This window comes from Sulfitobacter sp. THAF37, assembly GCF_009363555.1.
GTDB lineage: Bacteria > Pseudomonadota > Alphaproteobacteria > Rhodobacterales > Rhodobacteraceae > Sulfitobacter.
In genome coordinates this window covers 2706335-2727680 of sequence record NZ_CP045372.1, presented here as the reverse complement: position 1 = coordinate 2727680, position 21346 = coordinate 2706335, and the positions used below count along the sequence as shown (strand labels likewise).

The 21346-nt window shown below is 63.6% G+C and carries 20 protein-coding genes; 13 read left to right on the top strand and 7 right to left on the bottom strand.

Translation table 11 applies throughout. The features are described from left to right. Positions 1–124 precede the first annotated feature (124 nt). A complete protein-coding gene (locus tag FIU94_RS13380) occupies positions 125–430 on the top strand; it encodes a DUF6477 family protein (protein WP_152466259.1) in 306 nt (101 codons plus the stop codon). A gap of 50 nt (positions 431–480) precedes the next feature. Here the strand turns inward: FIU94_RS13380 and FIU94_RS13375 are convergent, their stop codons facing one another. Further along, positions 481–2025: a trimethylamine methyltransferase family protein gene (locus FIU94_RS13375; RefSeq protein ID WP_152466258.1), complete on the bottom strand. Its 1545-nt coding sequence runs from the start codon at positions 2023–2025 to the stop codon at positions 481–483. Between the two features lie 198 nt (positions 2026–2223). Between FIU94_RS13375 and guaA the strand changes: the two genes are divergently transcribed. The 4 genes from guaA to FIU94_RS13355 are packed head-to-tail and all read left to right on the top strand — an operon-like array spanning position 2224 to position 6554. Next, a complete protein-coding gene (guaA, locus tag FIU94_RS13370; RefSeq protein ID WP_172975906.1) occupies positions 2224–3798 on the top strand; it encodes a glutamine-hydrolyzing GMP synthase in 1575 nt (524 codons plus the stop codon). A gap of 24 nt (positions 3799–3822) precedes the next feature. After that, positions 3823–4716, top strand: coding sequence for a DMT family transporter (locus FIU94_RS13365; RefSeq protein ID WP_254702541.1), 894 nt, complete (start codon positions 3823–3825; stop codon positions 4714–4716). A gap of 41 nt (positions 4717–4757) precedes the next feature. Continuing rightward, positions 4758–5690 carry a DMT family transporter gene (locus FIU94_RS13360; RefSeq protein ID WP_152466257.1) on the top strand — a complete coding sequence of 311 codons (933 nt, stop codon included), beginning with the start codon at positions 4758–4760 and terminating at the stop codon, positions 5688–5690. A gap of 12 nt (positions 5691–5702) precedes the next feature. Then, the gene (locus FIU94_RS13355) at positions 5703–6554 is read left to right on the top strand and encodes an ATPase (RefSeq protein ID WP_152466256.1); all 852 of its coding nucleotides are present in this window, start codon (positions 5703–5705) and stop codon (positions 6552–6554) included. 6 nt (positions 6555–6560) lie between these two features. On the opposite strand, the gene FIU94_RS13350 is transcribed toward FIU94_RS13355, so the two are convergent. Then, the gene (locus FIU94_RS13350) at positions 6561–7136 is read right to left on the bottom strand and encodes a hypothetical protein (RefSeq protein WP_152466255.1); all 576 of its coding nucleotides are present in this window, start codon (positions 7134–7136) and stop codon (positions 6561–6563) included. A 152-nt stretch (positions 7137–7288) separates the two neighbouring features. Here FIU94_RS13350 and metA point away from each other — a divergent pair, with 152 nt between their 5' ends. Genes metA through FIU94_RS13325 form a run of 5 tightly spaced genes read left to right on the top strand, consistent with a single transcriptional unit; the run spans position 7289 to position 11074 of the window. Further along, positions 7289–8206, top strand: coding sequence for a homoserine O-succinyltransferase (gene metA, locus FIU94_RS13345; RefSeq protein WP_152466254.1), 918 nt, complete (start codon positions 7289–7291; stop codon positions 8204–8206). A 4-nt stretch (positions 8207–8210) separates the two neighbouring features. Then, positions 8211–9182, top strand: coding sequence for an alpha/beta fold hydrolase (locus tag FIU94_RS13340; RefSeq protein ID WP_172975905.1), 972 nt, complete (start codon positions 8211–8213; stop codon positions 9180–9182). 48 nt (positions 9183–9230) lie between these two features. After that, positions 9231–10100: a polyphosphate kinase 2 gene (gene ppk2 / locus FIU94_RS13335; RefSeq protein WP_152466253.1), complete on the top strand. Its 870-nt coding sequence runs from the start codon at positions 9231–9233 to the stop codon at positions 10098–10100. Then, positions 10093–10710, top strand: coding sequence for a TetR/AcrR family transcriptional regulator (locus FIU94_RS13330; protein WP_152466252.1), 618 nt, complete (start codon positions 10093–10095; stop codon positions 10708–10710). Before ppk2 ends, FIU94_RS13330 begins: the two co-directional genes overlap by 8 nt. Continuing rightward, the gene (locus FIU94_RS13325) at positions 10703–11074 is read left to right on the top strand and encodes a hypothetical protein (protein ID WP_152466251.1); all 372 of its coding nucleotides are present in this window, start codon (positions 10703–10705) and stop codon (positions 11072–11074) included. Before FIU94_RS13330 ends, FIU94_RS13325 begins: the two co-directional genes overlap by 8 nt. Positions 11075–11081: 7 nt before the next feature. On the opposite strand, the gene FIU94_RS13320 is transcribed toward FIU94_RS13325, so the two are convergent. The 4 genes from FIU94_RS13320 to FIU94_RS13305 all read right to left on the bottom strand — a co-directional run bounded on the left by FIU94_RS13320 (position 11082) and on the right by FIU94_RS13305 (position 16748). Next, positions 11082–12074: an LLM class flavin-dependent oxidoreductase gene (locus FIU94_RS13320; RefSeq protein WP_152466250.1), complete on the bottom strand. Its 993-nt coding sequence runs from the start codon at positions 12072–12074 to the stop codon at positions 11082–11084. Positions 12075–12254: 180 nt separating this feature from the next. Next, on the bottom strand, positions 12255–14609 hold the full coding sequence (locus FIU94_RS13315) for a TRAP transporter large permease subunit (RefSeq protein WP_152466249.1): 2355 nt from the start codon (positions 14607–14609) through the stop codon (positions 12255–12257). 27 nt (positions 14610–14636) lie between these two features. Further along, the gene (locus FIU94_RS13310; RefSeq protein WP_152466248.1) at positions 14637–15527 is read right to left on the bottom strand and encodes a TRAP transporter small permease subunit; all 891 of its coding nucleotides are present in this window, start codon (positions 15525–15527) and stop codon (positions 14637–14639) included. Positions 15528–15656: 129 nt separating this feature from the next. Next, a complete protein-coding gene (locus FIU94_RS13305; RefSeq protein WP_152466247.1) occupies positions 15657–16748 on the bottom strand; it encodes a TRAP transporter substrate-binding protein in 1092 nt (363 codons plus the stop codon). A 653-nt stretch (positions 16749–17401) separates the two neighbouring features. Between FIU94_RS13305 and FIU94_RS13300 the strand changes: the two genes are divergently transcribed. After that, positions 17402–19156 (top strand): acetolactate synthase 3 large subunit, encoded by a 1755-nt coding sequence (locus FIU94_RS13300; protein WP_152466246.1) that lies wholly within the window; start codon positions 17402–17404, stop codon positions 19154–19156. A gap of 78 nt (positions 19157–19234) precedes the next feature. After that, a complete protein-coding gene (gene ilvN, locus FIU94_RS13295; protein ID WP_152466245.1) occupies positions 19235–19795 on the top strand; it encodes an acetolactate synthase small subunit in 561 nt (186 codons plus the stop codon). Positions 19796–19840: 45 nt separating this feature from the next. Here the strand turns inward: ilvN and FIU94_RS13290 are convergent, their stop codons facing one another. Further along, positions 19841–20194, bottom strand: a complete 354-nt coding sequence (locus FIU94_RS13290) for a hypothetical protein (RefSeq protein WP_254702660.1) — start codon at positions 20192–20194, stop codon at positions 19841–19843. Between the two features lie 247 nt (positions 20195–20441). Between FIU94_RS13290 and FIU94_RS13285 the strand changes: the two genes are divergently transcribed. After that, on the top strand, positions 20442–21239 hold the full coding sequence (locus FIU94_RS13285) for a helix-turn-helix domain-containing protein (RefSeq protein WP_152466243.1): 798 nt from the start codon (positions 20442–20444) through the stop codon (positions 21237–21239). Positions 21240–21346: the final 107 nt, after the last annotated feature.

Here is a 21346-nt window from a genome sequence, read left to right as displayed (position 1 = left end):
TTCTAAACAGTGGTGAAAGCGCCGAACGTGCCTCGGGGACCCTGCGCAACACCCGCGTGAGTTGTGTCAGGGTTAGGGCAGCGATTCTCCCATGACGGGAGCGCGTCACCGGAGGAACAACCCAATGCAAGATATCCTGTCGATGCTGAATGCCCTGCACCGTCCCCGCCTCATGATGCGTACCGCGCGCATCGGTGCGGAGAATTACCGCCGGTCCAGCCACCTGCCCCGTTTACTGGGCTACGGGGCGCTGCCCGGCCACGGTGCGGCCCTGCTTCGGCTGATGGAGATCGAAGCGGTGCTGGAGGACGAACGGCAAAACGCCGATGCGGGCTACAGCATGCTGCGCCACATCGACGTGCTGATTGCCCTGGTGGGCGAAGCGCGGGTGCTGCGCGCGACCCGCAAAGGGTCCGCCGCAACGCAATAACCCGCCGCCCGGTGGGGCGACGGGTGATCATTTTGTTCAGGAACAGCTACTTACATAAAGCTGTCGGGAACCTCTGCCTTTTTGCGTGCAACAAAGGCATCCAGGGATTCGCGGATCGCCTCGTCCATCGGGGGCTGCTGGTATTCGCCCAGCAGCTTCTCGACCCTGAGGCTCGCCAGCTGCGTCGTGTCGCGCGCGCCTTCGTCTTCCCAGGTCTCGAAGGGCTTGTAGTCCAGCAGGTCGGACTTCCAGAAGGCGGATTTGAAGTTGGCCTGCGTATGCGCGCAGCCAAGGTAATGCCCGCCGGGGCCGACCTCGCGGATGGCGTCCATCGCCTGGCCGTTCTCGCCCATATCGACGCCCTTGGCAAAGTGGTGCAGCGCGCCCAGTTGGTCCGCATCCATCACGAATTTCTCGAAGGACGACACAAGCCCGCCTTCCAGCCAGCCGCAGGAGTGCAGCATGAAGTTCACGCCGGCCAGCAGCCCCATGTTCAGGCTGTTTGCCGTCTCATAGGCGGCCTGCGCATCCGGCAGCTTGGAACCGCAGAACGACCCGGCGGAGCGGTAGGGCAGCCCCATCCGCCGCGCGAGTTGCCCGGCACCGTAGGTGATATGCGAGGCTTCCGGCGTCCCGAAGGTGGGCGCGCCCGAGTTCATGTCGATCGAGGTCACGAAAGCCCCCATGACGATCGGCGCACCGGCGCGGCAGAGCTGGCTGTAGGCAACCCCGGCCAGGGTTTCCGCCAGCACCTGGGTCAGTGTCCCTGCCACCGTGGTCGGCGCCATCGCGCCCCCCACGATAAAGGGCGAGATGATGCAGGCCTGATTGTTCTCCGCATAGACCTTGAGCGCGCCCATCATGACCTCGTCGAAGGTCATCGGCGAGTTGATGTTGATGAGCGAGGTCATCACCGTGTTCGCCTGAACGAAGTCCTCTCCGAAGAGCAGCCCGCACATATCGACCGAATCCTGTGCACGGCTCGGCTCTGTCACCGATCCCATGAAGGGTTTGTCGCTGAGGGTCATATGGGCATGCAGCATGTCCAGGTGCCGCTTGTTCACCGGAATATCCGTCGGTTCGCAGACCGTCCCGCCGGAGTGGTGCAGCCATTTGGACATGTAGGCCAGTTTCACGAACTTGTTGAAATCCGCCATCGTGGCATAGCGCCGCCCGCCGGCGGCGTCGCGCACGAAGGGCGGGCCATAGACGGGGGCCAGCACCAGGTTTCTGCCACCCACTTCGACATTGCGGGCAGGGTTGCGGGCGTGCTGGGTGAAGGTTGACGGCGCGGTGGCGCACAGCTTGCGCGCAAGGCCGCGGGGGATGTGCACCCGCTCGCCCTGGACATCCGCACCCGCGTCGCGCCATTTCTGCAGGGCTTCGGGGTTATCGGGGAAATTGACGCCCACCTCTTCCAGAATGGTTTCGGCGTTGCGTTCGATGATCTCGAGCGCCTCTTCGTTCAGAACCTCGAAGTTGGGGATGTTGCGTTCGATGTAACGCGCCGTCTCGAAAGAGACCGCCGTGCGCTCCGCGCGGCGTGCCGCGCCGCCGCCCCCACGTGTCCGTCCGCGCCGTGCTGATTCCGCCATGCTTCGACCCTTGCTCAAAAATTTCCTTCTCCTAACGTATCCCCCTGCCCTGGCTCGCGCGATTTCCGCCGCCGGGGGGAAAAAAACGACATCGTCCCGATCCGCCGATGCTCTTTTTGGCAAAAATTTTCCCAAGCTCCGGGACAGCGCCTCAGGACGCCACTTGCCACCGTGCCAAACCCTGCCTAATCAATGCCCATGACAGAACTCATCTCTCCCGCCGCCCACGACCGCCTGCTGATCATCGACTTCGGCAGCCAGGTCACGCAGTTGATCGCCCGCCGCCTGCGCGAGCTCAGCGTTTTTTGCGAGATTCACCCCTTCAACACCGTGGACGACGCCTTTCTGAAGGAGTTCGCCCCCAAGGCGGTGATCCTGTCGGGCGGCCCGTCTTCCGTCTTTGCCGAGGGCGCGCCGATGCCGCCCGCCTCTGTCTTCGAGCTGGGCGTGCCGGTGCTGGGCATCTGCTATGGCCAGCAGGTGATGATGCACTGCCTTGGCGGTCATGTGGAACGCGGGCATGGCACCGCCGAATTCGGCCGCGCCTTTGTCACCCCCACGGGGCAGTCGCTGGACCTGCTGGAGGGCTGGTTCGCCACCGACCGCGAGCAGGTCTGGATGAGCCACGGCGACCACGTCAGCAAGATCGCGCCGGGGTTCGAGGTTTTCGGCACCTCGCCCCATGCGCCCTTTGCCATCACCGCGGACGCGGCGCGGCATTTCTACGCCGTCCAGTTCCATCCCGAGGTGCATCACACGCCGAACGGCGCACGGCTGTACGAGAATTTCGTGCGGCTGGCGGGGTTCAAGGGCGACTGGACCATGCGCGCCTACCGCGAGGAAGCGGTGGCGGCGATCCGCGAACAGGTCGGCGACAAGAAGGTCATCTGCGCCCTCTCCGGCGGGGTCGATTCCTCGGTCGCGGCGGCGCTGATCCACGAGGCGGTGGGCGACCAGCTTACTTGCGTCTTCGTGGATCACGGGCTGCTGCGCAAGAACGAGGCCGAAGAGGTGGTGGGCATGTTCCGCGACCACATGAACCTGCATGTCATCCATGCGGACGAGGTGGACCTGTTCCTGGGCGAGCTGGACGGCGTCAGCGACCCCGAGACAAAGCGCAAGATCATCGGGCGGCTCTTCATCGACGTGTTCCAGAAATACGCCAATCAGATCGAGGGGGCCGAATTCCTGGCGCAGGGGACGCTTTACCCCGATGTGATTGAATCCGTATCTTTTTCCGGCGGCCCCTCTGTCACGATCAAGAGCCACCACAACGTCGGCGGCCTGCCCGAGAAAATGGGCCTGAAACTGGTGGAGCCGCTGCGCGAACTGTTCAAGGACGAGGTTCGCGCGCTGGGGGCCGAACTGGGCCTGCCCGCGCATTTCATCGGCCGCCACCCCTTTCCCGGTCCCGGCCTCGCAATCCGCTGCCCCGGCGAGATCACGCGCCAGAAGCTCGATATCCTGCGCGAGGCGGACGCCGTCTATATCGACCAGATCCGCAAGCACGGGCTGTATGATGACATCTGGCAGGCTTTTGTCGCGATCCTGCCGGTGCGCACCGTGGGCGTCATGGGCGACGGGCGCACCTACGATTTCGCCTGCGCCCTGCGCGCGGTGACGTCGGTGGACGGCATGACGGCGGATTACTATCCGTTCAGCCACGAGTTTCTGGGCGAAACCGCCACCCGCATCATCAACGAGGTGCCCGGGATCAACCGCGTGACCTACGACATCACCAGCAAACCTCCGGGCACGATCGAGTGGGAGTAACCCCGCGATGACCGGGGCGCGCCCATGACCGATGACGCGATCATTCCGCCGATCAACCAGACGCTGAAGGCGGCGTTCTGGATGTTGGGTGCCATCGGGTCCTTCACCGCGATGGCGCTGGCGGGGCGGTCGCTGGGGGCGGATTACGACACCTTCGAGATCATGTTCTACCGGTCTGTCGTCGGCTTCGTGATCGTGATGGCGGTGGCCCGCCACGTCGGCACCCTGCACGAGATCAACCGCGATGCGCTGGGGTTGCAGGTGTTGCGCAACCTGGTGCATTTCTCGGGGCAGAACCTGTGGTTCTATGCCGTCACCGCGATACCGCTGGCGCAGGTTTTTGCCTTTGAATTCACCACCCCGCTCTGGGTCATCGTGCTGTCGCCGATCCTTCTGGGCGAACGGCTAACGCGGGTGCGGACCATCGCGGCGTTCATGGGATTCGTCGGTATCCTGATCGTGGCGCGGCCCTCGGTCGCGGGGCTGAATTCGGGCGTCCTGGCGGCGGCGGGCTGCGCCGTCTTCTTTGCGCTGACGTTCATCACCACAAAGAAACTGACCGCCCGGCAAAGTATTACCGGGATCATGTTCTATCTGACGCTGCTGCAACTGATCTTCGGGCTGATCACCGCCGGATATGACGGGGATATCGCCCTGCCCACACTGGCCAGCACGCCGCTGCTGGCGCTGGTGGGGGTCTGCGGTCTGCTGGCGCATTTCTGCATCACCAATGCGCTGAGGCTGGCCCCGGCGGCAGTGGTGTCGCCCATCGACTTTGCCCGCCTGCCGGTGATCGCCATCCTCGCCATGCTGATCTATGGCGAAACGGTGGACGTCTGGGTTTACGTGGGCGGGATCATCATTTTTGCCGGCAATTACCTGAACATCTGGGTCGAGACGCGCAGAAAACCCGCATGATCCGGGTCGCGTTGCGCGACCCGGTCCCATAATCCACTGCCATGAGCCCGCAAAAATCCATCCCGCCCCGCGCCTGGACCGAAATGCTGCTGCTGGCGGCGATCTGGGGCGCGTCCTTTGTGTCCACCCGCGTTTCACTTGATGAAATCGGGCCGCTCTGGGCCGTGGCGCACAGGGTGGGCTGGGCCATGCTTGCGCTTTGGGGTGCGGTGTGGCTGATGCGCCTGAAGCTGCCGCGCGATCCGCGCGTCTGGGGGGCCTTTCTGGTGATGGGCGTGCTGAACAACGTGGTGCCGTTCGGCCTGATGGCTTGGGGCCAGTTGCACATCGAAAGCGGCCTTACCTCGATTCTCAATGCCGCCACGGCGATCTTCGGCGTCATCGCGGCGGCGGTATTTTTCGCGGATGAACGGATCACCCTGCGCAAGGCCGTCGGCGTGATGACGGGCTTTGCCGGGGTCGCCACCGCCATCGGGCTGGAGAACCTGGCCCGCCTTGACCTGCGGTCGCTGGCCCAACTGGCGGTGATCGGGGGCACGGTGTCCTATGCGCTCGCCTCTGTCTGGGCGCGCAAGATGTTGTCGGAGCAACCGCCACAGGTCGCCGCGGCGGGCATGGTGACGGGTGCGACCCTGATCATGCTGCCCGCCGCCTGGATCGTCGAAGGGCCGGTCGATCTGACGCTCGCCCCCCGCACCTGGGCCGCCATCGCGCATTACGCGCTGCTGGGGACGGCGCTGGCCTATCTGCTGTACTACCGGGTTCTGGGCATGGCGGGCAGCGGCAACCTGATGCTGGTCACGCTGCTGATCCCGCCCTTTGCGATCGTGCTGGGCGCGGTGCTGCTGAACGAGGCGCTGCGCCCCGCGGCCTATGCGGGTTTTGCCCTGCTGGCGGTGGGCCTGCTGATCCTGAACGGCCGCATCTGGCGTCCGCGCCACCGCTCGGCTAAAGAGGGGCGGACATCTATCTGACGGACCTGCCCCATGCTCTATCCCACCGCCCGAGACTGGCGCGCCGCCCCGCGCCGCAAAGTGCTTGTCTTTGGCATGTCGGGGCTGGGCAAGACGCATCTGAGCGGGCTTTTGCGCGCCTCGGGCGGCTGGTTCCACTACTCCATCGACTACCGCATCGGCACCCGCTACCTCGGCGAAGCGATTGTCGACAACGCCAAGGCCGAGGCGATGAAGGTTCCGTTTCTGCGCGACCTGCTGATGACCGACAGCATCTACATCGCCTCAAACATCACCTTCGAGAACCTCAGCCCGGTGGCCACCTGGCTGGGCAAGCCCGGATCGCCCCACAAGGGCGGCCTGCCGATGGCCGAATACGCCACGAGGCAGGAGGCCTTCCGCCTGGCCGAGATCGCGGCGCTGAACGACACGCCGCATTTCGCCAACCGCGCCAAGGCGCTTTACGGCTATGACCATTTCATCTGCGACACGGGCGGGTCGATCTGTGAATGGGTGGACCCGGCGAACCCCGAGGATCCGCTGCTGAAAACCCTGTCAGAGGAATGTCTGCTGGTCTGGATCAAGGGCGATGAGGCCCACACCCAGGAGCTGATCCGCCGCTTTGACCGCGCGCCGAAGCCGATGGCCTATCAACCTGCGTTCCTGGAGCGGGTGTGGCAGGATTATCTGAGTGAAAACAACGTGTCAGAGGACAAAGTTGATCCTGATGCCTTCGTCCGATGGACCTATGCGCAGGCGCTGTCGCACCGCCAGCCCCGCTATGAGGCGATGGCGAAATGGGGGGTGACGATCACCCCTGACCAGATCGGCGCGTTGAAGACCGAAGCGGATTTCGTGGAGCTGATCGCGGACTGTCTGCCCTAACGCGGTTTACCGGCCAAAGCATCCCTCTACCGCGCTGCGGGTGCTCTCACCCGCACCGGACAGAGAAAACTGGATCAGCGACGTGCCATCCAGCGCCTCCACCCGGAGCCAGGACCCCGCCTGCACCCCCTGCATGAAGGTATCACCCGGCGGGATGTTTACGCTCAGATCGCCCCGGCTGCGGTCCAGCGGCACCAGATAGGCAACGTCACCGATCACGAAACGGTATTGCCCTGCCGCCATCGGCAGCGCCGTCAGCGCAAAGAAACTGGCCTGCGGGGTGCAGAAATAATAGAACCCGTATCCCTGTTCGGCATCCGCACCGGCAAAGCGGTGCACCCCGTCACTGGCCAGCCCCGCGCGCCACGCCAGCGGTGCCGGTGGCGGCACAGCCGGACTGGGCGACGCTACGGGATCACCTGAACAAAGGCGCACAACGCATTGATTGTATTCAGAACTGGCCGGACCGGATGACGCGGCAAGGCAGCGCCAGATGCAGCGTTGGACATCCATCGGATCGCCCTGCTGCGCGGCGGCGGACAGCGGGCAGGCAAGACACAGAAGAAGCAGGATCAGACGCATGGACACCTCCGCGCGGGGCTGGACAGAACGCCATGATGCCGCTGCGCGGGAAAAATGCAATGTCACACCGGCGGGCGCTGCCGCCTCGGCCCCCTTGGCAGCGCAGCCTGCCCGGTCTATCTAAGCCCTTCAATACACGGATCGCCACGCCCATGCCCATCAAGATTCCCGCCACCCTGCCCGCCTACGACGTGCTGAGCCGCGAGGGTGTGATGCTGCTGGACGATGAACTGGCCGATCATCAGGACATCCGCCCGCTGAAGATCGCGCTGCTGAACCTGATGCCCAAGAAGATCCAGACCGAGAACCAGTTCGCCCGGCTGATCGGGGCCACGCCCCTGCAGATCGAATTCAGCCTGCTGCGCATGTCGGACCACCGCACGCGCAACACCGCCGCAGCCCATATGGAAAGCTTCTACCGCCCGGTGAGCGATGTCTGGGACGAGAAGTTCGACGGGCTGATCATCACCGGCGCGCCGATCGAACACATGGACTTCGAAGAAGTCACCTATTGGGACGAACTGCGCCGCGTCATGGACTGGACCCAGACAAACGTGCATTCCACCTTTGGCGTCTGCTGGGGCGGCATGGCGATGATCAACCATTTTCACGGGGTCAGGAAGCACATTCTTGAGGAAAAGGCCTTTGGCTGTTTCCGCCACAGCAACCTTGCGCCCGCCTCGCCCTATCTGCGGGGGTTTTCGGACGATTGTGTCGTGCCTGTCTCGCGCTGGACCGAGATGCGCCAGGACGAGGTCGATGCCCATCCCAAGCTGACGACCCTGCTGGCCAGCGACGAGGTCGGGCCCTGCCTGATCGAAGACGCAGACCACCGTGCGCTCTATGTCTTCAACCACTTCGAATACGACAGCGATACGCTGAAACAGGAATACGACCGCGACGTGGCCGCCGGCACGCCGATCAACGTGCCCTGCAACTACTACCCCGGCGACGACCCGTCGCGCGCGCCGATGAACCGCTGGCGCAGCCATGCGCATCTGCTCTACGGCAACTGGATCAACGAAATCTACCAGAGCTGTCCCTACGACATCTCCAAGATCGGCACCTGAGCGGATGCGCACCGCCCTGATCCTGTTCCTGATCCTGCTGGCCGTTCTGATCGGCGTGGTCCAGTGGCGTGCCGCCACGCGCGAGGCCGCGGCAGAGGCCGACACCCCCCCGGTGGGCCGCATCATGGACGTCGACGGCGTGCCGGTTCATGCGCTGGTCATGGGCAGCGGCCCCGATCTGGTGCTGATCCACGGGGCCAGCGGCAATCTGCGGGACTTCACGATGGGTTTTGCCCAACGGCTGGCGGAACGCTACCGCGTGATCCTGTTCGACCGTCCCGGCATGGGCTACACCGGGCGCCTGCCGGGGTCGGGCGGCGCGTGGAACACGGCCGAGGAAACGCCGATGGCGCAGGCGGCGCTGCTGCAAAAGGCCGCGGACCGGCTGGAGGTGCGCACCCCCATCGTGCTGGGCCATTCCTTTGGCGGGATCGTGGCCATCGCCTGGGGCCTCTCGCGGCCTGACGACACGGCTGCGCTGGTGCTGGCCAGCGCCGTGTCCGAACCCTGGCCCGGCGGGCTGGGCTGGACCTATACGGTCAATGGCTCGCGCCTGGGTGGCGCGCTGTTCGTGCCGATGGTTTCGGCCTTTGTTCCTGAATCCTACGTCGAGACCAGCATCGGCAGCATCTTTGAACCTCAGGATGCGCCGCGGGGATATGGCGACCATCTGGGCACCGGGCTGACCCTGCGCCGGACGTCGCTGCGTGCCAATGCCCAGCAGGTCAACGCGCTGCGCCCGCATGTGGTCGAGATGCAAAAGGAATATGCCGCCCTGACCATGCCCATAGAGGCGGTGCACGGCGATGCCGATACCATCGTGCCCGCCCATATCCACGCCGAGGTGTTGATGGGCGACGTCCCGAACGGGGCGCTGGATCTTCTGCCCGGTCAGGGCCATATGGTGCAGCACACCGCGCCCGACGCGGTCATCGCCGCCATAGACCGGGCGGCGGAACGTGCAGGTTTGCGTTAATCGCCTTAACATCCCATATTGACACGAAAGAGCATGACAGGAGGCCGCATGAAGCTGCCCTTTGACGGCGCGATCAGCGCCTTCTTCGAGAACGAAGCGCCCGAAAACATCCGCAACGCGATCCGGCGCGCGGACAAGGACGACGTGATCACCGAAAGCTACCCGCATTCCGAACGCCTGGGCGGCAAGCAGTACGACCGCGAATACGACCGGTTGCAGATCGAGCTGGTCAAGCTGCAGTCCTGGGTCCGCGACAGCGGCACGCGCATCGTCATGGTCTTTGAGGGGCGCGATGCCGCTGGCAAGGGCGGTACGATCAACCGGCTGCGCGACAACCTCAACCCGCGCGCCGCCCGCGTGGTCGCCCTGCCCAAGCCGACCGAGGCAGAGCGCGGCCAATGGTATTTCCAACGCTACGTCAGCCATCTGCCCACCGCGGGCGAAATCGTGTTCTACGACCGATCCTGGTACAACCGTGGCGTGGTCGAACCGGTCTTCGGGTTCTGCACACCCGAGCAGAACCGCCATTTCTTCAACCAGGTGCCCGATTTCGAAAGGATGCTGGTGGATGACGGCATTCACCTGTTCAAGTTCTGGCTGAACGTGGGGCGCGGCGAACAACTGCGCCGTATGCTGGCGCGCGAAAGCGACCCGCTGAAGCAGTGGAAGCTCAGCAGTATCGACGTTCAGGGGCTGGCGAAATGGGATGCCTATTCCGCCGCGATCAAGGACACGCTGGCGCGCAGCCATACCGAACACGCGCCCTGGACCGTCATCCGCTCTGACGACAAGCGGCGGGCGCGGCTGAATGCCATGCGGGTGGTGTGCCATGCCTTCGATTACCCCCAGAAGGACAGCCGCGCCATCGGCCAGATCGACCCGCTGATCTGCGGCGGCCCGGACATCTGGGATGCCTAAACGGGGCTACCACCACGGCAACCTGCGTCAGGCCCTGGTGGATGCGGCGCTCGAACTGATCGAGGCGCGGGGGCCGACGGGTTTTACCCTGTCGGAGGCGGCGAAACAGGCGGGCGTGACCCCGGCGGCGGTCTATCGCCATTTCGACGGGCGCGAGGATCTGATCGCCGAAGCCGCCCGGCAGGGCTACGAGATTTTTGCGGATCTGATGGACTTTGCCTACCAGTCCGGCCAGCCCTCGGCGCTGAAAGCGTTCGAGGCGACGGGCCGGGCCTACCTGGCGTTTGCGCGGAAATACCCCGGCCACTACATCGCCATGTTCGAAAGCGGCATCTCGGTGAACCGCACGCCGGATCTGGCCGCCGTGGCGGGCCGTGCCAATGCCGTGCTGGAACGCGCCGCCACGGACCTCAGCAAACACATCCCCGAGGACCGCCGCCCGCCTGCGTCCATGTTCTCGGCCCATATCTGGGCGATGAGCCACGGCGTGGTCGAGCTTTTCGCCCGCAATTCCCCCGGCCGCGCCTCGCCGTTTCCGCCCGACGACCTGCTGGAAACCGGCATCGGCATCTACCTGCGGGGTCTGGGGCTGGTCCGCCCGGATGACTAGGTTCACCCGGTTCCTGCCCGTCAACGTGCAGATCTTCCTGCAGGAATGGGGCGCGTTGCTGTGGATCGGAGCAAGCGTGGCGGTGCTGGGCATCGCGCTCCTGATCTATCAGGCGTCGCTCGGCCCGCATGAAAGCGGCGGCTTTTACCATGCTGAGGTCCTATCGACCTTCGATGTTTCCGACGACATGGTTTACGATGTGCGCGCAACGGTACGCCTGCCCACGGGCGCGCTCGCAACCATCCGCGCGCGCAGCATCCATCAGGCCCAGTGGCTGATCGACACCGCCTGTGTCGAGGAACGCAAGCGCAGCAACGGGCGCCGCTTCTACCGCCTCGCAGCGCCCGGTGAATGCGCGCAATAACGCCGCATCAGGCCGCCACGGCGTCGAGGCCCTGCATGACCTCCGCCGCGATCTCGAACGACCTCAGCCGCGCCGCATGGTCGTGGATCTGCCCGGTCAGGATCATCTCGTCGGGCCGGTATTCGGCGCGCAGCGCATCGAGCTGGTCGCGCACCGTCTCGCGGCTGCCCACCGCCGTCACCCGCAACGCCTGATCCACGCCGCGGCGCACCGCCGCGCCGATTTCGGCGTCGATGTCCTTCACCGGCGCCGGCAGTTTGCCGCGCTGGCCGGTCCGCATCCGGGCAAAGGCCTGCTGCATCGAGGTCCGCAGATAGGCGCCTTCGGCGTCGGTGTCGGCGGCAAAGACATTGACCGCCAGCATGAAATGGGGCTTTTCCAGCTGGGCGGAGGGCTGAAATTGATGCCGGTAGACCGCAACCGCCTGTTCCAGCGCATCGGGGGCGAAATGCGAAGCAAAGGCATAGGGCAGCCCGAAATGCGCCGCCACCTGCGCGCCATACAGCGACGAGCCGAGGATCCACAGCGGGACATGCGTGCCCTCTCCCGGCAGGGAGCGCACCGGGGCGCCGGGGCGCGGATCGCCCAGGTAGCCCTGCAGCTCTGCCACGTCGGCCACGAAATCGTCGCTGCCCGCGCGGCGCAGCGCGTGATAGACCGCCTGATCGCCACCGGGTGCGCGGCCCAGCCCCAAATCGATCCTGTCGCCGTATAGCGTGGCCAGCGTGCCGAACTGCTCTGCGATGGCGAGCGGCGCGTGGTTGGGCAGCATGATGCCCCCTGCCCCGACCCGCATTTTCCGCGTCACGCTGGCGACATGACCGATCAGCACGGATGTCGCGGCAGAGGCGATGCCGGGCATGTTGTGATGCTCCGCCATCCAGTAGCGGTGATATCCCAGCGCCTCGGCCCGCTGGGCAAGTTCGGTGGTGTTGCGCATGGCCTGTGCTGCATCGCTGCCCTCGGGCACCGGGCAAAGATCGAGAAGGGAATACTGCATGAATGTCTCCTTTCCCTGATATCTAGGGGCACGGATCGCAAACCGCACCCCCGGCCCGGTTTTTCGGTGATGAAAAATCCCGGCGGATCGGCACAAAGACCGCCTTTGCGGTCCCGCAACCGCAAAGGCCGCACCCTTTGGCGCGGCCTTTCACGTCCTCGGGTCTGCCGCGTCAGCCGGTCAGTTCGGTATCAGCTCGGGCACGATGGTCACGATCGACGGGAAGAACCACAGGATCGCCAGACCGGCCACCTGGATCAGCACGAAGGGCACGATGCCCCGGTAGATGTGCTGGGTCGTGACACTGGCCGGGGCGACCCCGCGCAGGTAGAACAGCGCGAAACCGAAAGGCGGCGTCAGGAACGAGGTCTGCAGGTTCACGGCGATCATGATCGTCACCCATTTGGGATCAAAGGTGCCACCGTAGATCACCGGGCCGACAATCGGCACGACGATGTAGATGATTTCGAGAAAGTCGAGCACGAAGCCCAGCACGAAGAGCACCAGCATCACCAGCAGGAACACCGTCAGTTCGTTGTCGAAGGACCGCAGGAACTGCTGGATGTAATGTTCCCCGCCAAAGCTGATCACCACGAGGTTCAGCAGCTGCGAGCCGATCAGGATGGTAAAGACCATCGAAGTAACCTTGGCCGTTTCACGCACCACCGGTGTCAGCACGCCAGAGGTATAGAGCACCCAGCAGGCAAACAGCAGCCCGAACACCGCGTAGATATAAGCGCCATAGGCCACAAAGAAGGCAACCCAGCTTTCAAAGCTCACGCCGTCCTGATTGATCCGCAGATCGAAATTCACGCCCACGAGGATGCACACGATGATGGCAAGGGTCGACCAGATGATGATCTTGGGGCTGCGGTCCTCGTCCTTGAGCTTGCGATAGGCGGCGAGCATGATCGCACCTCCCGCCCCCAGCGCCGCCGCTGGGGTCGGATTGGTGATCCCGCCCAGGATCGACCCCAGCACCGCGACGATCAGCATCAGCGGCGGAAAGACCACGCGGATCAGCTCGTTCCCGGCGCAAAGCCTGGTGGCATATATGACCCCGTACATCGCGAGGACGAAGGGCAGTGCCATCAGGATCACCATGACCCCCGGCGAGGTGACGGGCCCGACCAGAAGAACATCCACCAGCACCATCAGTACCAGACCGATGGCCCCGAGGATCAGCGGCCTGCCATCGGCGGAGGGCGATACGCCGCGTGCGGTCGTCAGGATCAGGCCCAGCAACACCACGATGATCGCGACCCCGGTGCCGATGGGCGCCGCCGCGGCGATCTTGGCGGCGCGGTTTTCGGCCAGTTGGTCCTCGGTCAGCCGCTCGCTGGTCTGGACCCCGCCGGCCTCGTCGATTGCCGCCTGTTCCGCGACGGCGCGGTCCCACGCCTGCTGGCCGTGCAGGTCGATCATCGCGGCCTTGCACTCTTCGCCGACATTGGTGCGCAGGCTCGCCGTCGCACCGCTTTCGGAAAAGGCGGAGACCACGGTGGACTGGCTGCCCACGGCGCCGATGTTGCCCAGCAGGATGGTGCCGACGATCAGCAGGATCGGCGCACCGGCGAACCAGGTAAAGGCTTCGCGCCTGGTGATCGGCTCGCTGTTGGTGGTGCCCAGTTCGACCGCCGGTGCCTTGGAAGGGTTCAGCAGCGCGTAGCAGAACGCATAGAGCGCATAGAGCAAGGCCAGCAGAATGCCGGGCAGCAGGGCCGCCTGGAACAGGGTGCCCACCGACACCACCGCCGGTTCCCCCAGGAAGGTCAGCGCGTCGGTACAGCCTGCCGAGGTCGCCCGCGCCTCTTGCGCGGCGGAATAGAGATCCCCCGCCAGGGTGCCCAGAAGCACGATCACGATGGACGGCGGAATGATCTGGCCCAGCGTTCCGGAGGCGGCGATGACCCCGGTGGCGAGTTCGGGCGAATAGCCGCTGCGCAGCATGGTCGGCAGCGCCAGCAGGCCCATCGTGACCACCGTGGCGCCGACGATGCCGGTAGACGCGGCAAGAAAGGCCCCGACGACCACGATCGACACCGCCAGCCCGCCCGGCAGCGGGCCAAAGACGCGGGCCATCGTTGTCAGCAGGTCATTGGCGATCTTGGACCGCTCCAGCGTGATGCCCATCAGAACGAACATCAGCACCGCCAGCAGTGTCTCGATGCTTTGCCCCGCCAGGACACGTTCGTTCATCCGGTTGACGATGAAGCTGACATTCCGGTCCAGCGCGACTTCCCAGCCTTGCGGAAAGACGGATTCGGCGACCCGTGGCAGTTCGGGGTATCGGAAGATCGAGATCACATCGGTCTTCACCCCCGAATTCACCAGTTCGCGGTAGGCGTCCGACGAGGTGTCGATGGCCTGGTGGATCAGCAGACCGGCTGAATCCATCGCCGCGATGATCCCGAAGGAGATGATCCCCGCGCCGCCGATGGCAAAGGCCACCGGAAAGCCCGACAGGATGCCGCCAAACAGGCAGATGAAGACGATAAGCAGGCCAACTTCGACCCCGTCCAGACCAAACAGCATGGGATTTCCCCTGATTACTAGCCGAAATTAATGGGTGCCCTCGAAGGCTTCTTCACCTTCGCCGAGCGTATCGCGGTCGAGATAGCGGCCTTCGCTTTCCGGGCCTTCGCGGAATTCACGCCACGACCGGTAAAGCACGGTGATCGCCTGCAGGAAGACCATGACGCAGAACAGGCAGAGCAGAACCTTGAACAGGAAGTAGCCGTTGAACCCGCTGGGGCTGAACCCCGTGGTTTCCACGTTCCAGCGCAGGGCGCGGGACTTGGCCAGCAGCCGGTCCAGCGTGTCCGACGCCGAGGGGTTCGGCACGATCAGGTGCCGCCACATGAAGTACCAGCCGTAGAGCCAGGTCAGCACGGCGAAGGGGATCATGAAGAACAGCGCGCCGAACATGTCCAGGATCTTCTTGGTGCGGAACTTTACCCCCGCATAGATCAGGTCCACCCGCACGTGCCCGCCCTGAACAAAGGTGTAGGCCACGCAGAAGACGATGATGAGCGCGTTGTAGAGCTTGAGCTCTTCCGCGTACCACGAAATGTCGTATTGCAGCGGCACCCCGAAGCCGAAGACGATGTCGGGCCGCGCGAAGATGCGCTGCATGAAGACGATGATGATCTGTTGCACCACCATCAGCAGACCCGCCCAGGCAAAGAACCGGCCCAGCGTGTTGGAGAACCATTCCAGCCCGCGCACGACCCCCCACATCAGGTTCGGCCGCAACATGCAGATGACCGTCAGGATCACCAGCGCGTTGAAGATGACAAAGAACAGCTCGACCGACGCGCCGTAATAGACGAACCGCATGATCGCCTGGCTGTCGCTCCAGTCCAGCCAGAGCCCGGGATGGGTCACGGCATAGCCGAAGTTGTAGAACGCCATTCCGATGTTGGAAAAGAACCACCATATGCCTTCAAGCATCTCGACGGACCCCTTTTGATTGCGCGACCAGATTCAATGCACCAACAGGGCTGCGGAACCCCCAGGGGGAACCGCAGCCCGTGCCAAGCCGAAGCATCGAGCAGCCCCCGAAGCGGGGGCTGCCCTGGATTACTGCAGCGCCGCCAGAACGCGGTTCCGCTCTGACGAGTATTTGCCGTCGGACACCGACAGCCACTGGCCGGATTCGCGCATCGACTTCTGGGCCGAGTCATGGATCTTCTTGAACAGGTCGTCGCTGGTGAACTCCTCCAGAACCTCGACCGACGCCTGGCCGAAGGCATCCCAGATCTCACCGGAGAACTCGAGAACCTGCGTGCCGCCGGATTTCAGACGCTCCAGCGCGGGACCGTTGTTGGCGATGAAGACCGAGTAGTTGTGCTGGTGCGCGTCGGCACAGGCCACTTCGATGGCGCGCTGCTGCGAGGGGGTCAGACCTTCGAACACGTCGAGGTTGGTTGCAACCGACAGCGCCGCACCGGGCTCGTGGAAGCCGGCGGGGTAGTAGTAGTCGCAGACCTCCTGCAGGCCCAGCTTTTCGTCCGACCAGGGGCCGATCCACTCGGTCCCGTCCAGCGCACCGGTGGACAGGGCCTGATAGATTTCACCGCCCGGCAGAACCTGAACCGACGCGCCCAGCTTGGACAGCGCCTGACCGCCAAGGCCCGGCATGCGGAACTTGAGACCGTTGAAATCGGCAGCCGTCTTCATTTCCTTGCGGAACCAGCCGCCCCCCTGCGCGCCGGTCTGGCCCGCGATGAACGACCGGATACCGAACACTTCGCCCAGCTCGTGGTGCAGCGCCTTGCCGTCCTGACCGTAGTACCAGGTCATGATCTCGGGCGCGGTCATGCCCATCGGCACGGCGGTGAAATAGGCGAATGCCGGGTGCTGGCCGGTGAAATAATAGTCGGCGCCATGATACATGTCAGCCTGGCCGGAGGTCACGGCATCGAAAACCTCGAACGCGCCGACGAGTTCGCCCGCGCCCTTGGGGTCGATGGTGATCTGGCCGTCCGTGATGTCAGAGACGTTCTGCACGACACGTTCGACCGAATCCCAGACACCGGCGAGGCCGCGGGGCCAGGTGGTGACCATTGTCAGTGTACGTTTGCCCTGTGCATAGGCGGGTGCGGCCAGAGTGGTCGCTGCGGCGGCGCTGCCACCGAGTGCAGACGTCTTCAGAAATGAACGACGGTCCATAGGTAGTTTCCTCCCGGATAGATGCCCGTGTTGCCTTGTTGGCCACGGATCGTTTCGAATGACCGCACTCTAGCGTCGTACCGGCAATTTGGAACACCTACTTCGCGCTTGACTGCCAGAAGTTGGAGAAATTCGCGGAATAATTGTGTTTCGAAGGGGTTTTTCGTGCTCTCGCAGGCCTGCGAAACATGATTCACGGCGGCACCGGGCGGCATCTGCAAATAGTGCTCCGAATCAGTCACTTGGCGCACGAATCTAACGAAATGTTTCTACATTAATGTCGAAATGTTACCGGTAGCGGCGTCGCCCCGCGCCTGCCCTGCTGCGGCGCCGCCGGTATGCTGTGCCGGGACGGCAAATCTCCCGCCGGGGGACGAGAATAATTACCCCGGAGCACCCTGAAACGAAAGGATATGTCGCAAAATCGACTCACGGCGACATTTTCATCGTCAATTGACGGTTGACGCTCCGGACCGAGGCACATAATGTCCCCGCACGCTTAAAGGAGCCTCACGGCATGATCACGCTAGTCGTCATCGTAGGACACACGCGCATGGGCCGGTAACGGTAGACCATAATCTGATCCATGCGCCCCCGCCAGAACGGGGGCTTTTTTTTGCGCCGATTTAACCTGCTGCAACGGAGTAAAGCAGATGACACGCCAGATGACCGGAGCGAAGATGATCGTTCAAGCCCTGATAGATCAGGGTGTCGATACCGTATTTGGGTATCCCGGCGGCGCGGTCCTGCCGATCTATGACGAGGTGTTCCAGCAAAATTCGATCCGGCACATTCTGGTGCGCCATGAACAGGGCGCGGTGCATGCCGCCGAAGGCTATGCGCGGTCGACCGGGAAACCGGGCGTCGTGCTGGTGACGTCGGGTCCCGGTGCCACCAATGCAGTGACCGGTCTGACCGATGCCTTGCTCGATTCCATTCCCATCGTGGTTCTGACCGGACAGGTCCCGACCTTCATGATCGGGTCGGACGCCTTTCAGGAGGCCGACACCGTGGGCATCACCCGCCCCTGCACCAAACACAACTGGTTGGTGAAGGAGACCGACAACCTGCCCGGCATCCTGCACGAGGCATTTCATGTCGCGACCTCGGGCCGGCCGGGTCCGGTGCTGGTGGACATCCCCAAGGACGTCCAGTTCGCCACCGGCACCTATGCCCCGCGCAAGCCGTCGACCTCGCATTATCAGCCGCAGGTCAAGGGCGACATGGAGGCGATCACCGAACTGGCCGCCGCCATCGAAAAGGCCAAGCGCCCGGTGTTCTACACCGGCGGCGGCGTGATCAACTCGGGCCCCGGCGCCAGCCAGCTGCTGCGCGAACTGGTGGATGCCACGGGCTTTCCCATCACCTCGACCCTGATGGGTCTTGGCGCCTATCCCGCCTCCGGCGACAGGTGGCTGGGGATGCTGGGGATGCACGGGCTTTACGAAGCCAACATGGCGATGCACGGCTGCGACCTGATGATCAACATCGGGGCGCGTTTCGATGACCGCATCACCGGCACGATCCCCGACTTCAGCCCGAAATCGAAAAAGGCGCATATCGACATCGACCCGTCCTCCATCAACAAGGTGATCCGGGTGGACATTCCGATCATGGGCGACGTGGGCCATGTGCTGGAAGACCTGCTGAAGGTCTGGAAATCCCGCGGCCGCAAGACCAACGGCGAGGCGCTTGAAAAGTGGTGGAAGCAGATCGAGGAATGGCGCAGCGTGGACTGCCTGAAGTTCAAGCAATCCGGCAAGACGATCAAGCCGCAGTATGCGCTGGAGCGGCTGGAGGCACTGACCAAGGACCACGACCGCTATATCTGCACCGAAGTCGGCCAGCATCAGATGTGGGCGGCGCAGTATCTCGGGTTCGAGGCGCCGAACCGGTGGATGACCTCCGGCGGGCTTGGCACCATGGGCTACGGGTTCCCCGCGTCGATCGGCGTGCAGATGGCGCATCCCGACAGTCTGGTGATCAACGTCGCGGGCGAGGCATCGTGGCTGATGAACATGCAGGAGATGGGCACGGCGGTGCAGTACAACCTGCCGGTCAAGCAGTTCATCCTCAACAACGAGCGGCTTGGCATGGTGCGCCAGTGGCAGGAACTGCTGCACGGCGAACGCTATTCGCAAAGCTGGTCCGAGGCGCTGCCCGATTTCGTCAAACTGGCCGAAGCCTTTGGCGCCAAGGGCATCCTGTGCAAGGACCCGGCGGACCTTGACGATGCGATCATGGAAATGCTGAACCACGACGGGCCGGTGATCTTTGACTGCCTGGTGGAAAAGCACGAGAACTGCTTTCCCATGATCCCGAGCGGCAAGGCGCACAATGAAATGCTGTTGCCGGGCGATCACGAGACCCAGGGTGTCATTGATGCGAAGGGGTCGGTTCTGGTGTGACACGATTTTTTCGAAAAAATCGGACCGGAGTTTTCGAAAACTCCGGTACCCGGACGACAACGCAAAGGAACTGAACCCATGTCAGCACTAAAAATCAAGAAAGGCGCGACCAGCCACTCCGCCTATAACCTGCGCCCCAATTTCTCGGACGTGATCGAACGCCACACGCTGGCCGTGCTGGTGGAAAACGAACCGGGTGTTCTGGCCCGTGTCATCGGGTTGTTCTCGGGGCGCGGTTACAACATCGACAGCCTGACCGTGGCCGAGGTGGACCAGACCGGCCATTTGAGCCGCATCACCATCGTGACCTCGGGGACACCGCAGGTCATCGAACAGATCAAGGCGCAGCTGGGCCGGATCGTGCCGGTGCACGACGTGCACGACCTGACGGTGGAAGGCAAGAGCGTGGAGCGCGAGCTGGCCATGTTCAAGGTCGCCGGCAAGGGCGACCACCGGGTCGAGGCGCTGCGTCTGGCTGATATCTTCCGCGCCAGCGTGGTCGACAGCACCCTGGAAAGCTTCATCTTCGAGATCACCGGCGCACCGGAAAAGATCGACGCCTTCGCCGACCTGATGCGGCCCCTGGGCCTGACCGAAGTGGCACGCACGGGTGTGGCGGCCCTGTCGCGCGGCGACTGAATACACACTGTCGCGCCGGGGGCTGACCCCGGCTGACCCGATGCGTCAGACCTTGCGCTTGCGGGGGCCGGGGGCCTGCGTCGCCGGGTCGAACCCGCCCCCGCCGAAAGCAATGATGTTACTGCCTCTCTGGGGGTGACGCGCCGAAGGTGAAGACGTGTCGCGCAGACGCACTGGCAGGTCCTTGCAGACATCTTCCTCGATGGTGGTGACGTCGCGCGCCCGGCGAAGCCGTCCGCATGTTTCGGTCTTGAAGGTGACCATGTCCCCTGCTTCCAGAAAGCTGGCGCCGTCCACCAGATTCCAGTCGGCCTGATAAAACGCGAGATCGCCTTGATCTTCGCACCAGAACACTGCCTTGCGTTCGACCGGATCACTCCAGAGTACCACGCCCATCATCACACACACTACCTGACCAAGCCCATGATCGTACCTAACTCACCAAGCTCATAAACGTATCTAACTATAAGACCATCGAATGGCCCATGAAAAAATTCGGAGTGAGACGCAATAAAATGTGTCACACGTTCCGCGTCCGGCACAGTTCGTGTCAGCATTGACGCAAAAGAGTTTCGGTTTTAGACTGCCGTAACCTTTTCCGTCAACCTACTCACAAATATGGCAATTTTTCGCCATTTCAGAGGTTATGAAACGACACAACCGATCTCCGGCAGATCTGCGCAGCATGTTCGGCGACAATCTGCGCAAACTCGCCCAAGGCTACCCCTCGATTTCCGAGTTGTCGCGGCAGCTGGACATCAATCGCACGCAGTTCAACCGCTACCTGGCGGGCGAGAGTTTTCCGCGCCCGGACATCCTTGCACGGATCTGCGCGTTCTTCGGTGTTGACGCGCGTGTGTTGCTCGAACCCGTGGAAGAGATCGAGCAGGTGCCCGATCTGTTGTCGGGCGCCTTCCTGCGGGATTATGTCGGCGCGGGCGCGCGGAACGTGCCGGAAGAGAGCTTCCCGAACGGCTTTTACCGGTTTTCGCGCCGCAGCTTCGTTGAACCTGATCGCTTTATCGTTTCGCTGGCCCTGGTGACGCGCAGCGGCGCCAACACGCGGTTGCGGGGGTATGAGGTGCGCGAGGCATTGCAGCTGCAGAACCTTCCCGCCAACGCGAGATCGCGCGAATTCCGGGGCGCGGTGTTCCGACAGGATGATGGCATCAGCTTCCTGACCGCCCGCTACAACGCCATGACCGCGTCCTTCAACTTTCTGACCCGCGTGGCGTCGTTCGAAAGCAATTTCTGGGTGGGATACTCGGCCCGAACAGTATCCGAGGCGACGGGGAACTTGCGGGTCACGCGGCAGGTCTTTGAATACCTTGGCCCGGGCATTGCGGATGCCCTGCCAACGGCCCGCGCCGCCGGTTTTTGCCAGGCGGACGGGCTGCAGCCGTTTCACAGGCGTCTGCTGCGCCCTGAAATCCCCTTTTCCTGATCGCATCGCCCGGGCCACGGCGGCCCGCCCCGCCCGTGTCGCCCCTGATAAAAACGGGTCGCTCGCGGAAATGCGCGAAGCCTGCGCCTCTCCTAGCACTGGGTTCG

Coding starts and splice junctions, on each gene's coding strand:
- FIU94_RS13340 (WP_172975905.1), top strand. CDS start 8,211: ATGCGCACCGCCCTGATCCTGTTCCTGATCCTGCTGGCCGTTCTGATC.
- FIU94_RS13320 (WP_152466250.1), bottom strand. CDS start 12,074: ATGCAGTATTCCCTTCTCGATCTTTGCCCGGTGCCCGAGGGCAGCGAT.
- FIU94_RS13365 (WP_254702541.1), top strand. CDS start 3,823: ATGACCGATGACGCGATCATTCCGCCGATCAACCAGACGCTGAAGGCG.
- FIU94_RS13330 (WP_152466252.1), top strand. CDS start 10,093: ATGCCTAAACGGGGCTACCACCACGGCAACCTGCGTCAGGCCCTGGTG.
- FIU94_RS13300 (WP_152466246.1), top strand. CDS start 17,402: ATGACACGCCAGATGACCGGAGCGAAGATGATCGTTCAAGCCCTGATA.
- ilvN (WP_152466245.1), top strand. CDS start 19,235: ATGTCAGCACTAAAAATCAAGAAAGGCGCGACCAGCCACTCCGCCTAT.
- FIU94_RS13350 (WP_152466255.1), bottom strand. CDS start 7,136: ATGCGTCTGATCCTGCTTCTTCTGTGTCTTGCCTGCCCGCTGTCCGCC.
- FIU94_RS13315 (WP_152466249.1), bottom strand. CDS start 14,609: ATGCTGTTTGGTCTGGACGGGGTCGAAGTTGGCCTGCTTATCGTCTTC.
- FIU94_RS13290 (WP_254702660.1), bottom strand. CDS start 20,194: ATGATGGGCGTGGTACTCTGGAGTGATCCGGTCGAACGCAAGGCAGTG.
- FIU94_RS13380 (WP_152466259.1), top strand. CDS start 125: ATGCAAGATATCCTGTCGATGCTGAATGCCCTGCACCGTCCCCGCCTC.
- FIU94_RS13305 (WP_152466247.1), bottom strand. CDS start 16,748: ATGGACCGTCGTTCATTTCTGAAGACGTCTGCACTCGGTGGCAGCGCC.
- FIU94_RS13355 (WP_152466256.1), top strand. CDS start 5,703: ATGCTCTATCCCACCGCCCGAGACTGGCGCGCCGCCCCGCGCCGCAAA.
- FIU94_RS13375 (WP_152466258.1), bottom strand. CDS start 2,025: ATGGCGGAATCAGCACGGCGCGGACGGACACGTGGGGGCGGCGGCGCG.
- metA (WP_152466254.1), top strand. CDS start 7,289: ATGCCCATCAAGATTCCCGCCACCCTGCCCGCCTACGACGTGCTGAGC.
- FIU94_RS13285 (WP_152466243.1), top strand. CDS start 20,442: ATGAAACGACACAACCGATCTCCGGCAGATCTGCGCAGCATGTTCGGC.
- FIU94_RS13310 (WP_152466248.1), bottom strand. CDS start 15,527: ATGCTTGAAGGCATATGGTGGTTCTTTTCCAACATCGGAATGGCGTTC.
- guaA (WP_172975906.1), top strand. CDS start 2,224: ATGACAGAACTCATCTCTCCCGCCGCCCACGACCGCCTGCTGATCATC.
- ppk2 (WP_152466253.1), top strand. CDS start 9,231: ATGAAGCTGCCCTTTGACGGCGCGATCAGCGCCTTCTTCGAGAACGAA.
- FIU94_RS13325 (WP_152466251.1), top strand. CDS start 10,703: ATGACTAGGTTCACCCGGTTCCTGCCCGTCAACGTGCAGATCTTCCTG.
- FIU94_RS13360 (WP_152466257.1), top strand. CDS start 4,758: ATGAGCCCGCAAAAATCCATCCCGCCCCGCGCCTGGACCGAAATGCTG.